General features: G+C 58.1%; 12 protein-coding genes. 6 read left to right on the top strand and 6 right to left on the bottom strand.

The window, feature by feature from the left end:
* Positions 1-426: 426 nt before the first annotated feature.
* Entirely contained in the window at positions 427-1422 is a 996-nt protein-coding gene (locus DJ564_RS26460) for a ThiF family adenylyltransferase (RefSeq protein ID WP_162556244.1), read from the top strand.
* Positions 1423-1433: 11 nt separating this feature from the next.
* Positions 1434-2153, top strand: coding sequence for a peptidase E (locus DJ564_RS26455; RefSeq protein ID WP_162556243.1), 720 nt, complete (start codon positions 1434-1436; stop codon positions 2151-2153).
* Positions 2154-2289: 136 nt separating this feature from the next.
* Here the strand turns inward: DJ564_RS26455 and DJ564_RS26450 are convergent, their stop codons facing one another.
* Entirely contained in the window at positions 2290-3414 is a 1125-nt protein-coding gene (locus DJ564_RS26450; RefSeq protein WP_109634529.1) for an OpgC family protein, read from the bottom strand.
* A gap of 249 nt (positions 3415-3663) precedes the next feature.
* Here DJ564_RS26450 and DJ564_RS26445 point away from each other — a divergent pair, with 249 nt between their 5' ends.
* Together DJ564_RS26445 and DJ564_RS26440 are read left to right on the top strand one after the other, a co-directional pair.
* A complete protein-coding gene (locus tag DJ564_RS26445; RefSeq protein WP_109634528.1) occupies positions 3664-5169 on the top strand; it encodes a glucosyltransferase domain-containing protein in 1506 nt (501 codons plus the stop codon).
* A 118-nt stretch (positions 5170-5287) separates the two neighbouring features.
* Positions 5288-5662: a GtrA family protein gene (locus tag DJ564_RS26440; protein WP_109634526.1), complete on the top strand. Its 375-nt coding sequence runs from the start codon at positions 5288-5290 to the stop codon at positions 5660-5662.
* 50 nt (positions 5663-5712) lie between these two features.
* On the opposite strand, the gene DJ564_RS26435 is transcribed toward DJ564_RS26440, so the two are convergent.
* Both DJ564_RS26435 and DJ564_RS26430 read right to left on the bottom strand, forming a co-directional pair.
* The gene (locus DJ564_RS26435) at positions 5713-7332 is read right to left on the bottom strand and encodes an FMN-binding glutamate synthase family protein (RefSeq protein ID WP_109634525.1); all 1620 of its coding nucleotides are present in this window, start codon (positions 7330-7332) and stop codon (positions 5713-5715) included.
* A 211-nt stretch (positions 7333-7543) separates the two neighbouring features.
* Positions 7544-8344, bottom strand: a complete 801-nt coding sequence (locus tag DJ564_RS26430) for a helix-turn-helix transcriptional regulator (RefSeq protein ID WP_109634523.1) — start codon at positions 8342-8344, stop codon at positions 7544-7546.
* A gap of 124 nt (positions 8345-8468) precedes the next feature.
* On the opposite strand from DJ564_RS26430, the gene DJ564_RS26425 reads away from it, so the two are divergent.
* On the top strand, positions 8469-9290 hold the full coding sequence (locus DJ564_RS26425; RefSeq protein ID WP_109634521.1) for a carbon-nitrogen hydrolase family protein: 822 nt from the start codon (positions 8469-8471) through the stop codon (positions 9288-9290).
* Between the two features lie 241 nt (positions 9291-9531).
* A complete protein-coding gene (locus tag DJ564_RS26420) occupies positions 9532-10857 on the top strand; it encodes an APC family permease (RefSeq protein ID WP_109634520.1) in 1326 nt (441 codons plus the stop codon).
* A 123-nt stretch (positions 10858-10980) separates the two neighbouring features.
* Here DJ564_RS26420 and DJ564_RS26410 read toward each other — a convergent pair whose 3' ends face one another.
* Genes DJ564_RS26410 through DJ564_RS26400 form a run of 3 tightly spaced genes read right to left on the bottom strand, consistent with a single transcriptional unit; the run spans position 10981 to position 15151 of the window.
* On the bottom strand, positions 10981-12387 hold the full coding sequence (locus tag DJ564_RS26410) for an ATP-binding protein (protein WP_109634518.1): 1407 nt from the start codon (positions 12385-12387) through the stop codon (positions 10981-10983).
* Positions 12384-14195 carry a DAHL domain-containing protein gene (locus DJ564_RS26405; protein WP_109634516.1) on the bottom strand — a complete coding sequence of 604 codons (1812 nt, stop codon included), beginning with the start codon at positions 14193-14195 and terminating at the stop codon, positions 12384-12386. The genes DJ564_RS26410 and DJ564_RS26405 overlap by 4 nt, the downstream gene beginning before the upstream one ends.
* Complete coding sequence (locus tag DJ564_RS26400; protein ID WP_109634515.1) at positions 14192-15151, bottom strand: cytochrome-c peroxidase; 960 nt, start codon at positions 15149-15151, stop codon at positions 14192-14194. Before DJ564_RS26400 ends, DJ564_RS26405 begins: the two co-directional genes overlap by 4 nt.
* Positions 15152-15175 lie beyond the last annotated feature (24 nt).

The following is a 15175-nucleotide window of genomic DNA, read 5'->3' as shown; positions in this document are numbered from 1 at the left end:
GGTCATGGCTCGTAACTCTTGATCGTTTGCAAATGAAAATGAGAATTCGTAGCATCGACGGCGAGGCAAGGCAGCCTCGCAAAGGACGTGTCATTGACACACTACGCGCTATCAGGAGATAGAAAATATGCATGTTAAATCGGTAACGTTCGCGGCAACCCTCCTTCTTTCCGCTCACGCAGCCGCGATGACAGAAAAGCCTGTGATTGTAGACATGAATCTCGCAAAGGAACATGCGCAGTTTTTGATTACTAAGCCCACTCCTTCAACTTCTTCCCTAATAGTGCAGCCAGTCGAGTTGATAGTTGCTACAAGGGCGTGCAAGCTTTTCATGAGGCCACACCCTCTGGCTTGCAACTAATCTGCACCACACAAGATCAGCAGTAACATCGCTGGTCTGTCCCTCCGCAACACTGGGAATTTGGAATGGACTCTCTATTTGAATCTCTAACCGCTGGAGAAGAGCGGGTATCTGACTCTATCGTCTACGCGCAAAACAAAGTTGTTGGCTTAATGCGCCCAGCTGTTGTTGAAGGGCTTGATGGCGCAAGGGGTGCCTACATCGCCGGGCCGGCAGGAATTGTACAATTACCAAACCCTGCTTCTCAGAATAATTTGTTTGAAGCTCTGGTTTCTTCTAACTCGATTCTTTTCGGTGAAGAGGATCAAGTCATTGCAACACGCAGGCTACTACGAGACGAGAGAACTAGCAGGACCGCGTCTTATTTTTGCTGCATATCCCGCAATTGCCAAGAGCTGATCAATGCGTTTGATCGTATTCAGAATGCCCGGGTTTTAGTCATCGGGTGTGGCGGAATTGGCTCCCTCGTTGCTATGCAGCTTGCCGGAGCAGGGATTGAGGAGCTGATCCTTGTGGACCCGGACACAATTGAGGCAAGTAATCTTAACCGTCAGTTTTTGTGGGAAAGGAATGATATTGGTCGGTCAAAAGTCGAAGTGCTTAAAGTCGTTCTTGAGCGAAGATATTCTTTGAGAAGTTGCCGCGCGCTGATGGAACAGGTTAATGACAAACACCTTGAAGAGCTAACGCAAGGAGTGGATTTGGTTGTACTGTCGGCTGATGAACCGTTGGGGGTCGCACAAGTAAAACTTCAAGAGTTGTCGCAGAGAAATGGTTTTCTGACAATTTCTTGTGGGTATTTTCAGAATAAGGCTCTGGTTAAAATTTTCGGTAACTCAGAATCTCAGGCAGATGATGAATTCCCAGCAGTTAAGTGGGCAAGAACTCCTGACTTTATTGGGCCCAGCTTTGGGCCAATGAATGTAGAGATAGCGGGTGTCGTTGCATCCTCTGCAATTCACGCGCTTGGGTTTCCTGAAAGCACATCTTGGCGTAGGGATAACAGTGGGCTCAGCCTGTCATGGGTTCCATTTGAGCGCTGCGGTGCATTCTTGAACTGAGGTGCTTGAACGTGAAAATCGTAACGATTGGTGGCGGTGAGATTTCTGAATTGGAAACTCTGGATCTGGATTCGTTTATCTGTAACCAAACAGGAAAGAGCAGCCCCAAAGCCCTTTTCATCCCTACGGCAAGTGGCGATGCAGAGGGATACTGCAAAACTTTTCATCACGTCTATGGCGAGCGCCTGGGCTGCAAAGTTGATTTCCTGCTGGCTACGCGTTCTGACTTTACGCAACAAGACGTCCTGCAGAAAATCCTGTACTCCGATCTCGTCTATGTCGGGGGAGGGAATACACAAAAGATGCTCGCCATATGGCGAGATTTTGGGATCGATACGGCTCTGCGCCTAGCGGGAGCGAATGGCACCATCCTTTCGGGGCTAAGCGCTGGAGCCATTTGCTGGTATGAAGCAGGACTGAGTGACTCGGACCGATTCTCCGCTGATTCGGGCTCAAGCTGGAGTCTGACGCGGCTGGAAGCATTGGGTTTTCTGCCCGGTGCTTTCTGTCCTCACCTCGATAAAGAGCAGCGGCATGCCCCCCTGCAGGAACTCGTGCGCTCGTCCGGTGTAAGGGCTATTGCCTGCGACAACGGCGCTGCAATCTTTTGGGAAGGAGGTGTCGCTCAAGTCCTTGCCTCTCTTCCTGATGCATATGCCTATGTCTACAGGGAACACGCTGGGGAGGTAAGAATCGAGCGATTTACGTCGGGGCAGAACCTGCCGCTGTAAGCCTGTCGGACTTTCGATCTGGTGTAACCGGTTTTGTGTAGACGGTCATGCGGCGGGAGCGGGGCCGACTGGTGGGCGACTGCTGCTCAGTCCAGCGGGAGCAAGCTCCCTCGCCACAATGGTTACTTTGCCGATATCACGCGGCGGCGACGTGAGCCGACCGGGTCAGGCGTTTATTGAAATCCAGCCAGACCCCCAACAACCCCATCAACCCCGCCCCCACCAACGCCGTGAAGATTTGCATGGCAAACGCATCGTCGGTCAGGGCGTTGACCATGTCCGCCAACGGCGCCAACAACACCCCGAGGCAGAACACTTCCAGCGAATAACGCCCCATGCGACTGCATTGCTGCGCCAGCCAGTTCTGCGTCCAGCCAGTGTCCGGCAACAGTTTCGCCGTGACGTACGCCAGCGCCAGAAAGTGCAGGAGTCGGACCGGCGACAGGTCGGTCTTGCTGATCGGGTACAACAGGTTGCTCAGGCTGGTCGGTACCACCGCATCATGCAGTTGCGGCCATCGCCACAATACGGTCAGTACACCGGCAACGCCTGCGTATAACGCCGCACTCACAAACAATGGCTGGCGCAGCAATGAGCGCCTGTCGGGCAAGCGTGGGCGCTGCGCGTGAATCGCAGCGGCACCGCCGAGTACGAACAACAGTTGCCAGGCGACGGGATTGAAGTACCACACGCCGTCCTTGATGGCGGCCAGATTCCAGCCGAACAACGGCACCGTCAGGTACACCGCAAACGACATCGCCACCACCACCCATGGTTTGCGCACGAATATCGGCAGCACCAGCGGCAAACCTGCCAGCAGTACGATGTAGAGCGGCAGCGGGTCCATCAGGTTCGGTTTGAAGCGCAACAGCAACTCATCGATCAAGGCTTGCTGCGGGTTGCTGATGAAGTGGTGCATGCCCATTTCCTCGACCAGGTCGCGGGTCTCCACGTGGCTGTTGGCGAAGAACACGATGCCCATCAGCATCGCCAGCAGAAAAATATGCACCACATACAGCACCCAGGCGCGGCGCAGGATTTTCACGCAGGCAATCAAGTAACCGTCGCGCGCAAGGATCTTGCCGTAGGCCAGGACCGCCGCGTAACCGGCGAGAAAAACGAAGACTTCCGCGGCGTCGCTGAAACCGACGTTTCGCAGGGTGATTTGACCTAAAGGGTTGTGGGGCACGTGATCCCAGAAAATGAAGATCAGCGCCAGGCCCCGGAAAAAATCGATCCGGTGATCGCGTTCAGTCGTCATGGCTGGGGGCTCTTGAACGGGTTTTGAAATAGGAGCGGCCGGCGCCACAACAGGTTGCGCGCCGCACATTGGCGGCGCGCAGGGTGCAGGGATTCGCCGCCATTTGCAAAGTGCGGGTATTACGGAATGTCTCTGTGCATCGCCGAGGTGACCACCGCCTGTCTAAAAGCCGCGCAGGTCCGTGATCTCTGGCTACCGTCGGGTTCAAAGCCTTATCGATTGAAGGCGGAATTCCCATGAGGCGCCGGCATGAAGATCAGCGAATGGCTCGACAAAGAGCTCACAGGCCGTCAGGTCGGGTTGATATTTCTTTTTGCGACGCTGATTTACGTCCTGCCGCTGCTCCTCGCGGATTTCCCCTACATCGATGACAACTGGCGTGCCCTGGCCGCCGGTACCGGCTGGGCGCAGGAGGGCCGGCTGTTCGCGCAATGGTTCTACAACCTGCTGACTTTCAGCGGTGCCGCGCCGAATATCTTCCCGTTGCCGCTGTTGATCGCCACGCTGGCAATGAGTTGGGCCCTGACCCGGCTGACATTTCACTACTTCCCCGAACCGACGTTTGCCCATTGCCTGGTGCTGCTGCCGCTTTGGTACAACCCGTTTTTCCTGCAAAACCTGTCGTACCAATACGACGGACCGACCATGGCCCTGAGCCTGGTGGCGGTGATCTACGCGATCACGTTTCAAAGCCCCTCGCGCGTCCAGCAACTGCTGATACCCGCCGCGCTGATTGCCTTGGCCATCGGGCTTTATCAGGTCAGCTTCAATGTGTTTCTCGGGCTCTGTTGCCTGGAGTTGCTGCGGGGGGCGAGCGACAAATTGGCATGGCCCGCGTGGTGGCGCTTGATCGGCTGCAAAGTCGTTCAAATAGGTCTGGCCGGGTTGATCTATTACGCCACCGCCTATTCCTTCATGAATCAGAGCCGTACCTCGTTGTTGAATTGGGCAGCGACGCCGCTGCTGCAAGTTGAAATCAATGCGGGCCGAGTGCTGGAAAAAATCGTGCTGCTGTTCCATGGCGGCTTTGCCTGGGTGTTCGCCGCGCTTTTGCTGTGCGCCGTCGCCGGTGCCGTGTGCGTGGGGCAGCGTGTGGTGGAGCGTGCGGACACAGGCCTGGAAAAAACTACCATCGGCCTGCTGTGTCTTTTGCTCTTGCCTGTCCTGATGGTGCTGGTGCCGGGGGCCTCGTTGTTTTTCCGCGACTTCAATGAAGGCGCCCGCACCTTGATGGGTTTTGCTGTGGTGCTGGTGCTGCTGTTCTACCTGAGCCATCGGGCGTTGGCGTCGGTGCATGGAAAACTGCCGTTGCTGTTGCTGGTTCCGCTGTTGGCGATGCTCTCGCTGTCCTTTGCTTATGGACGTGTGCTGACGTTACAAAAAACCTTCGCGACGAATGCGCTGTATGCCTTGAGTGCCGACATCGCTTCGCGCCCGGCATTGCGCGACGCCAAGCGTATTTATATGTCGGTGACGTATTCGGATCACTGGCTGGTGAGCGCAGCCGGGTCGTTCAAGCAGATGCCGGTTTTGCATTACCTGCTGAACACCGACTTTTACATGCTCGCGGAAAACCTGCCCAAGGCAGGCATTACCAATGTGGTCAGGGAAAAGGAACGGCGCAACGCCACGCGAGTGGGATACCAGGGTTATCCACCGCTGGTGGACAGCCTGTTCTATCGCATTTATCTGCTGGGGGATTACGGCTTTATCGTTATCAAAGAACCCGTCCGCGTCCCCTCGCTGCAGTGGTGAACCCATGACCGTTGGTCTGGAATGCCGCGCTACCTGTTAGTTCTTACAGTAGACGCGCAACGGTCTCCGACTTTAGGTTTGAACCGCACCTGAAACGGGAACAGTTCAAGGAACGGACATGAAAGCCTTATGGAAAGCATTCTCCACCTATGCGGTCGTTGGCGTGGCCAATACGCTGATTCACTGGCAGATCTTTTACGTACTCACCGTCGCCGCCGAGCTGAGTCAGGCCGCCAGTAATTTTGCTGCGTTTTGTGTGGCCGCGACCTTCTCATTCTATGTGCATGCGCTTTACACGTTTGAGGCCGGGGCATCGGTCCTTCGTTATCTGTTGTATGTGTTCTTTGTGGGGGTCATGAGTTTTGTGGTCGGGCATTACGCCGATGTATGGAAAATCCACGGGCTGGTGACCGTAGGGTCGTTCTCGTTGTTGAGTATGATCTGCGGGCTCTTCTTTTCGGGATTTGTCCTGTATGGAGAGCGCGAAGCGTGAAAGTGTCGCTGATGCCAGCCTTCCCATAAGGCTGGCATGCAGGACAATTTTTACGCGGCAACCACCTCATTAGGCTCAAAACTGTCCGCCCGCGCCATCTGCCACATCCGCGAGTAAAACTCGCCGTTCACCTCACCGGTGAGCAATTCCCCCGGTTTCAGGAACACATGCAACTGCGAGAACAACTTGATTTCGGTCGCTGACATACGCCGCACCAGATGCTTGGCCGACAGCTGTGATGGATGATCAAGGCCGGCCGCCGCGAGCATTTCCGCCAGCGCCTTGAGCGTGTTGCGGTGGAAGTTGAAGACGCGCTGGGCCTTGTCCGGGACCACCAGCGCACGCTGGCGCAGGGTGTCTTGAGTGGCGACGCCGGTCGGGCATTTATTGGTGTGGCAGCTTTGCGACTGGATGCAGCCGATGGCGAACATGAAGCCGCGTGCCGAGTTGGCCCAGTCGGCGCCGATGGCCAGGACGCTGGCGATGTCGAAGGCACTGACGATCTTGCCGCTGGCGCCGAGTTTGATTTTGTCGCGCAGGTTCAGGCCGACCAACGTGTTGTGCACGAACAGCAGGCCTTCGCGCATTGGCACGCCGATGTGGTCGGTGAATTCCACAGGGGCGGCGCCGGTCCCGCCTTCCTTGCCGTCGACCACGATGAAGTCGGGGAGAATGCCGGTCTCCAGCATGGCCTTGGCGATGCCCATGAATTCCCACGGATGACCGAGGCAGAACTTGAAACCCACCGGTTTGCCGCCGGACAGCTCGCGCAGTTGCTGGATGAAATGCATCAGTTCGATCGGCGTGGAAAACGCGCTGTGTCGCGACGGCGAGATGCAGTCTTCACCCATCAGGATGCCGCGGGTTTCAGCGATCTCCTTGGTGACCTTGTGCTTGGGCAGGATGCCGCCGTGACCAGGTTTGGCGCCTTGCGACATCTTGATTTCGATCATCCGCACTTGTGGCGTTTGCGCTTGTGCGGCGAAGCGTTCCGGATCGAAGCGTCCGTCTGCGGTGCGGCAACCGAAGTAGCCGCTGCCCAGTTCCCAGGTCAGGTCGCCGCCGTTTTCCCGGTGGTACGCGCTGATGCTGCCTTCGCCGGTGTCGTGGGCGAAGTTGCCGAGTTTGGCGCCCTGGTTCAACGCGCGAATGGCGTTGGCGCTGAGCGAGCCGAAGCTCATGGCCGAGATGTTGAACACCGAGGCCGAGTACGGCTGGGTGCACTGCGGGCCGCCGACGATGACCCGGAAACTGCTCGGGTCGCTCAACGGCGCCGGGCGCATCGAGTGGCCGATGAATTCGAAACCCGACTGGTACACATCGATCAGGGTGCCGAAGGGTTTGTCGGCGCTTTCATTCTTGGCCCGCGAATAGACCAGCGAACGCTGGGCCCGGGAGAAGGGCAGGGCGTCGCTGTCGGATTCGAGCAGGTACTGGCGGATCTCCGGGCGAATGCCCTCCACCAGATAACGGATATTGCCCAGGATCGGGTAGTTGCGCCGCACCGCGTGAGGGCTTTGCAGCAGATCGAACAGGCCCACGAGGCTCAAGACGCCGGTTACCGCGGTGATCGGCCAGAGCCAGTCGTGTTCGAGGAAGGGCAGGCTGGCGAGGGTGAAGATCACGCAAGCGGCAAAGAAGGCGTAGCGGCTCAGGAGTGACAGGCTCATACGGGTTCCTTGGTTCGGACTCGGTTATGTTTTGGCAATGCTGCATTTGGCTTTTGTGGCGAGGGAGCTTGCTCCCGCTCGGCTGCGCAGCAGTCGCAAAACCGGCTGACGGGCTCTGTCTGACTGAACGCGGTGCCTGTATGGGGACCGCTTCGCGGTCCAGCGGGAGCAAGCTCCCTCGCCACAGAAGTCTGCGGCGCTGCAACAGCAGTCAGGCATTTTGCGCCTGGAGAAATATCGAAAACAGCTCCGACTGGGATTTGATCCCCAGTTTGCTGTACATGTGTTTCTTATGGACTTTCACGGTTTCAGCAGAGATTTCCAGCTTACGGGCGATTTCTTTACTGGAGCAACCGCTGAGCATCAAGCGCCCGACATCCAGCTCCCGGGCGGTCAATTGCGCGCCCTTGAGTTGCTGCACCGACGCCTCCAGCTGCACCCGCCAATCGCCCTGGACCGGTGCCGGTGCAAGCGCCACGACTTCGTTGATTTCGTAGGGCAGGCGCTGGCGCAACAGGCCGAGCACCCACGGCTGGATCAGCGACAGCAAGGCAATCTGCTGGCCGCTGAAACGCTGCTTGCTGCCCAGCGACAGGCACAGCGTGCGATCGCCTTCGAGCTGGCAATTGAACTGAATTTCATCGGCCACCACATTCAGACGAAAGTAGCGTTGGTAATACTCGGTCAGCTCGAAATGCTCCGGCGCCACTTCCGACAGGCGATACAGGCCGGTGCGCGATTGCTCGCGGCAGGCGATGTAGAACGGGTCTAGCAAATAGAGCCCACGCAGATAATCCTGGAACAACTGGTCGGGGCTGCCGCCCTCGCCCGGGCATTCGGCGAACACTTGCGGGTGCTGGTCCGCGCTGAAAAGCAGCGCCACCCAGCTGTCGAAGGTCACGTACTGGTCCAGCAGGCGCACCAGCTGCGTCCAGAAATTGGGCTTGTCCAGGGCGTCGATCAGTTGCCCGACCGAGCGGTGCCAAGCGATATCGTCTAATGAAAGTGTCATGCCTCTACCCCTATCGGGTTACCCCAGCGGCGTGATTCCCCGGCCGGTGGCTTGCTGCGCATACTGGCGCACAGACACAGACCGGGCAATCTTTCTGCCGCCCGGCCCATAACAAGGACTACTCATGAAAGTCGAACTCGCCCAGTTGGCGGGCCGTGACAACGGCACAGCGTACAACCTTGAACGCGCCCTGGCGGCCATCGCTGCCTGCAAGGCTGACACGCAGCTGATCGTCTTCCCGGAAACCCACCTGATGGGCTTTCCGTCCGCCGCCACCGTGGCCCAGACCGCCGAACCGCTGGACGGACCCACCGTCAGCGCCATCGTGGCGGCTGCCCGCGAACGCAACATCGCCGTGGTGATCGGCATGGCCGAGAACGACAACGGCCGCTTCTACAACACCACGCTGCTGATTACTCCGGATGGCATCGCCCTGAAATACCGCAAGACGCACCTGTGGGCGTCGGATCGCGGGGTGTTCGAAGCGGGCGACCGTTACGCCACCTGCGAGTGGAACGGCGTGCGGGTCGGTCTGCTGATTTGCTACGACATCGAGTTCCCGGAAACCGCCCGCGCCCTGGCGCAACTGGGCGCCGAATTGCTGATCGTCACCAACGGCAACATGGACCCCTACGGCCCGACTCACCGCACCGCGATCATGGCCCGCGCCCAGGAAAACCAAGCGTTTGCGCTGATGGTCAACCGCGTGGAAGAGAGCGATGACGGGTTGGTGTTTGCCGGTGGCAGTGCACTGGTGGATCCGCTGGGCACCTTGTTGTTCGAGGCCGGGCGCGATGAAGGGCAGTTTGCGGTTGAACTGGATTTCAGCCGGCTGGAGGCGGCACGCAAGGACTATCGGTATCTGGATGATCAGCGTTTGAAGTTGCCGGGGGAAATCGTCGAGCAGGCTTCTGGCGTGCGGGAGTTGCTGATTCCTTCGCGTTGATCCGGATTCTGTGTCGTCCGGGCTGACGCCATCGCGAGCAGGCTCGCTCCCACAGGGGATCTTCAGCGGACACTAAATGTGTGAACGACAGAAACCAACTGTGGGAGCGAGCCTGCTCGCGATGACGGCCTTGCAGGCAACACATCTGTTTGCCCATGAACCAAAAACAACAACGAAACACCCGAAATTTAACGCCGAACTCGGCTCTGCCATAAATCTAATAAATTCGGAGTAGTCGCTCATGGCTCGTTTGCAACGCACCCTGTCATTGGGTTCGGTGGTGCTGTTCGGCATCGCCTACATGACGCCGATCATCGTGCTCGGCACCTTTGGCATCCTCGCTCAATCCACCGCCGGCATGGTTCCGGCCGCGTATCTGGCGGCGCTGGTGGCGATGTTTTTCACCGCCATGAGCTACGGACGAATGGCCTCGGCGTTCCCCGTCGCCGGCTCCGCCTACAGCTATGTACGCAAGGCGATCAGCCCGAAACTCGGCTTCATCGCCGGCTGGGCAGTGCTGCTCGACTACCTGTTCCTGCCGATGGCGATCTGGCTGATCGGCGCCGCCTACCTCAACTCCGCATTCCCGGCTGTGCCGCAGTGGATCTGGGTGCTGGCCTTCATCGGCATTACCAGCGCGATCAACATCGTCGGTCTGAAATTGGCCAACGGCATCAACGCCATGCTGATGCTCGTGCAGTTCCTTGTGCTGATCGCCTTCGTCGCATTGTGCATCCATTACGTCGGCGGCGATGCGAGCACGCCATTGTGGTCGATCAAGCCGTTCTTCAACGGTGACATGCAGATGCCGCTGATCATGAGCGGCGCGGCCATCGCCTGTTACTCGTTCCTCGGTTTCGACGCGGTCAGCACCCTGACTGAAGAAACCCGCGACCCACGCCGCACCATCCCGCGGGCGATCATGCTGATTACCCTGATCGGCGGGCTGATCTTCGTCAGCGTCTCGTACTTCGTGCAGATCGCCCATCCCTCGTTCCAGTTCGACAGCGTTGACTCGGCAGCCTATGAAATCGCCCGCAACATCGGTGGCGACCTGTTTGTGACGATCTTCCTGATCGGCTTGATCGTCGGCCAGTTCGCCTCGGGCCTGTCGGCTCAGGCCAGCGGCTCGCGTCTGTTATTCGCGATGGGGCGCGACGGCGTGCTGCCAAAATCGTTTTTCGGCAGCCTGCATGAGCGCTTTGGCACACCGGTCAACAGCATCCTGTTGTGCGCTGTGGTCGCGTTGCTGGCGTTGAAACTGGACGTCACCACCTCAACCTCGTTCATCAACTTCGGCGCGTTCCTGGCGTTCAGCCTGGTGAATTTGTCGGTGATCTTTCATTACTGGATCGGCGGCGAGAACAAAGGCCTGCGTGAGTTCGTGTTGTTCCTGCTGTTCCCGTTCATTGGCCTGGCGGCCGATTTGTGGCTGATGGTCAGCCTCGATCACCTGGCGATTTATCTGGGCCTGAGCTGGCTGGCGATTGGCGTGGTGTATCTGGCGGTGCTGACCGGTGGATTCCGCCGCCAGCCACCGGAGATGGATTTCCAGGAGGCCACCTGACCTCTGGACTGTTGAGCAACCTGTGGGAGCGGGCTTGCCCGCGATAGCGTTGGGTCAGCCAGCATGTATGTTGGATGTGACTCCGTCATCGCGGGCAAGCCCGCTCCCACAGTTGATAGGTGTTCAGGCGGCGGAGTGTGTCTGGTGCACCGGCAACTCGACCCGGAACGTAGTGCCCACGCCCACCTCACTGCGCACCGAAATATCCCCCCGATGCTTCTTCACAATGCCATAGGACAGGGACAACCCAAGCCCTGTGCCCTGGCCCACCGGTTTGGTGGTGAAGAACGGGTCGAAGATTTTCTGCAGGCTGTCCGGCGCAATGCCGGACCCGGTGTCTGCCACTTCAATCCACACCCGTTCACCCTCAACCCCGGTGCTCAGGGTGATGGTGCCCCGTTGTGGGCCCATCGCCTGGGATGCGTTGACGATCAGGTTCATGATCACCTGATTGATTTGCGACGGCAGGCATTCGATGTCGGGCAGCAGCTGATACACCTTCACCACATCGGCCTTGTACTTGAGTTCATTGGCGACGATGTTCAGGGTCGATTCGATGCCTTGTTGCAGATTGGTCCACTGCCATTCCAGGTTCGAGTCCACGCGGGAGAAGTCCTTCAGGTCCTTGACGATCTGCCCGACGCGGTTGATGCCCTCCTTGGATTCCTTGATCAGCAACGGAATGTCGTCGCGCAGAAACTCCAGTTCGATCCGCTCACGTAACTGCCCAAGCCGCTCGATCACCTCACTCGACGCAATCGCCTCTTCGGCCTCGCGATAGGCGTCGAGCATTTCCTGCAGTTGCTTGAAGTAGCCGTCGAGGCTGCCGAGGTTGGAGGAAATGAAGCCGATGGGGTTGTTGATCTCATGGGCGACACCGGCCGCCAATTGCCCCAGGGAAGCGAGTTTTTCCGATTGCACCAGTTGCGATTCAAGCTGTTTGCGCTCGTCGATTTCGCGCTGCAACGCCACGCTGGCCTGTTTGAATTCGGTGGTGCGCTGGTCCACCAGATGCTCCAGGTGGCTCATCTGCACAAACGCGCGTTCGGTCATTTCCCATTTGGTCAGAAGAGTGCTGGCCATCTGCTGGACTTCGATGTTGTCGAACGGTTTTTTCAGGATCAGCAAGCGATCGTGGGCGTGGAGACGGTCCAGCAGTTCGTCCCAGGAATAGTCGGAATACGCGGTACACACCACCACTTGCAGGCGCGGGTCTTCCTGCCACAGATGCTCGATCGTCTGCGCGCCATCCCAGCCTTCAGGCATGCGCATGTCGACGAACGCGAGGGCGTAGGGGCGGTTTTCCTGCAAGGCCAGAGTCAGTTTGCCCAGGCCTTCCTGGCCGCCATACGCCGAATCCAGTTCGAACAGGGCAGTGGTGGCTTTGACTTCACTGCCAAAAAGCGTGGCTTCCATTTCGTCCAGTTCGACGTGCTGCACCGAAACCGGGGTGAGGATCTTGCGAAAGTCATCGTGAATGGACGGCGTGTCGTCGATCAGCAGAATGCGCCGGTTCGAAAGCTCACTCATGCTTCCTCCTGAACGGTATTCAACGGGATCTGCAGGGTGAATTGTGCGCCCTTGCCAGGTCCGTCGCTGTGGGCGCTGAGATGGCCGTTCATCTCGATCGCCGCCAGTGCGCAGCTGTGCAGACCAAAGCCGTGACCTTCCTTGCGGGTGGTAAAACCGTGGGCAAAGATGCGCGTCATGTTCTCCGGCGCAATGCCCTCACCATCATCCTTGACGCTGATTTGCAGGGTGGAGTCTTCGACGATTTTCACCCCCAGGGTCATTTGTCGTGGCCGATTGCTGAGGTCGGACATGGCGTATTTGGCATTACTGATGAGGTTGATCAGGATCAACAGCAACCGGTGCTTGTCGCCCATGACCTGCGGAACCTCGTTGTACTCCTTGACCACCGTGACGTGATGCCGGGTCAGGGCGCCGGAGTTCATCCGCAAGGCGTCCTCCAGCAGTTCGCTGATGTGCAGCGGTTCCATCAGGCTGTTGGCGCCGGCGTAGGACTGCTGGGTGGCGACAATGTCCTTGATGTGGTCGACACTTTTGGTCAGTTGGGCCAGTTCCTCGGACATGCTCTGTTGTTCAATCGCAATGGCGTCGACCAGTTGATTGAGGTAGCCGGGCAGCAACTGGCCTTTCTCGTCCTGGGTGAGGAAGGCGCCCAGGTTGCCTTGGTGTTCGTTGATCAACTGCATCGCCTTGCCCAGCCCCTGAGCCTTGCTGCTACGCAGTTTGCGGCTGACCAGGTCGGCAGAGATGTTCACACTGTTGAGCACGTTGCCGACGTTGTGCAGCACATTGGTGGCGATTTCCGCCATGCCGGCCTGGCGCGCGGTGTCCAGCAGTTCGCTCTGGGTATCCTTGAGTTCGCGGGTGCGCTCTTCGACCCGTTTTTCGAGGTCGTCATTGGCGGATTTCAGGGCTTTGTTGACGCGATTGATCACCGTGAAACTGCGCATCAGGTGAATCGCCAGGTACACCAGCAACAACACCAACAGCACCGAAAACACCAGCATGTAGAAGTGATAACGCTGGTTGACCGCGTCGGTACGCTGCTGATCGTTGTTCAGCAGGTCGGTGATGCCGTCCAGTCGTTCGGCCACGGGGATGGCCTCGATGTTTTCCAGCAAGCGGTTGACCACCGGCTGTTCACGCAGAATCAGTTCGATGTGATTGTTGAGAACCTCCAGCGGACTGTGGAATTCCTCCGGCAGACGCAGTTTGTTCACTTTCAGTTTGCTCAACCCCACCAGGATTTCGGCAGCCTTGTTGTCAGAGGTGACCATGGCGAACTCCATGGTGCTGAGGACCAGGTCATAGGTGTCGTTGGCGATGTTTTGCAGTTGCAGTTTGTCGCCGTCCTGCAACTGGGCGAGGGGTTCCTGGATGTCGTCTTCGGCGGTTGGCAGAAACGCCAGTGAGTTGCGCAGCACGGCATTGTGGGATTTGAACTGCTCCACCAACCGGATCTTTTCCTCGAAGGCGCTCAGGTACGCATCATGGCTGGCAAGCCAGACAGGCGAGGCGTTGCGGCCGTGATTCGACTCCATCGTGTCGAACCGTTCCCACAGCAGCGTCATTTGGGTCAGTGGCGTGACCAGCGGATCGTAATTGTGGTTGATGGCAATCCTTGCCTTGAGGATTTCCGTCTCCCATTGAGCGTTCAGCTGTTTCATCCGGGAAATCAGATCCCGGGATTCGGTGTAGGTCGACGTCTGGTCCGAGCTGGATTTGAGGTACAGAAACAACAGTATCGAGGCCAGCATCAGGGCGACGATACCAAGGAGTGTCAGGCTGCGGCGGCGGGACATTTTCATAACGGCTTGCCCTCCCATTCACCGGTCAGGGTCTTGAGGAATTTGATGATCAGCACCCTGTCTTCAGGGGAGGGGATGCGCCCCAGCTGGAACTTGAACATCACGTCGACTGCCTCTTCGAGGGTTTTCGCCGAACCGTCGTGAAAGTACGGCGCAGTCACGGCGACGTTACGCAGGCTCGGGACCTTGAACACGTTGCGGTCCTCTTCGTCCTTGGTCACCAGGTACCGGCCCAGGTCGGTTTCGGTACGGTTGCCTCGAGTTTCGAAGTAATCGCCCATCACCCCGAACTTCTGGAACATGTTGCCGCCGATGTTGATCCCCTGATGGCAGGTGATGCAGCCGTATTCCTTGAAACGTTGGTAACCGTACTTCTCCTCGCGGGTGAGGATGTCGGTGTCGCCCAGCAGGTATTGGTCAAAACGCGAGTTGGAGCTGATCAACGTTCGCTCATAGGTGGCCAGGGCGTTTTGCACATTGATCATGGTCACACCATCCGGGTAGGCATCGCCGAACGCGGTTTGATAAGTCGCGTCGGCGGACAGCGTTTGCACCACGTGTTCCCAGTTGCTGCCCATTTCACTGGGGCTTTGCACCACGGCGTGAATCTGGGTTTCCAGCGTGTTCGCGCGGCCGTTCCAGAATTGCCGGAAGTTCAGGCTGGCGTTGAACACGCTCGGGGTGTTGACCACCACGGGCTGGCCGTTGAAACCGATGGAAAACGCCTTGTTATCGGCGCCACCGCTTTCCAGGCGATGGCAACTGGCACAGGACAGGCTGCCGTTGACCGACAAACGTGGCTCATTGAACAACCGGCGCCCGAGTTCAACCCGCAGAGGGTCCTGCTTTGGCACGGCCGGCAGCGGCTTTAACGGTTCGTCCAGTGGCGCGCCGCTGGCTGTCAGGCACAGCCCGAGCAGAGGCATCAAGAGCAAGCGGTAGATAAATGGCGACATCTTGTAATTCCTTGGCTGATAGCC

Origin of the sequence: Pseudomonas sp. 31-12 (genome assembly GCF_003151075.1) — a bacterium.
Classification (GTDB): domain Bacteria; phylum Pseudomonadota; class Gammaproteobacteria; order Pseudomonadales; family Pseudomonadaceae; genus Aquipseudomonas.
This window is presented reverse-complemented; position numbering and strand designations above follow the sequence as displayed.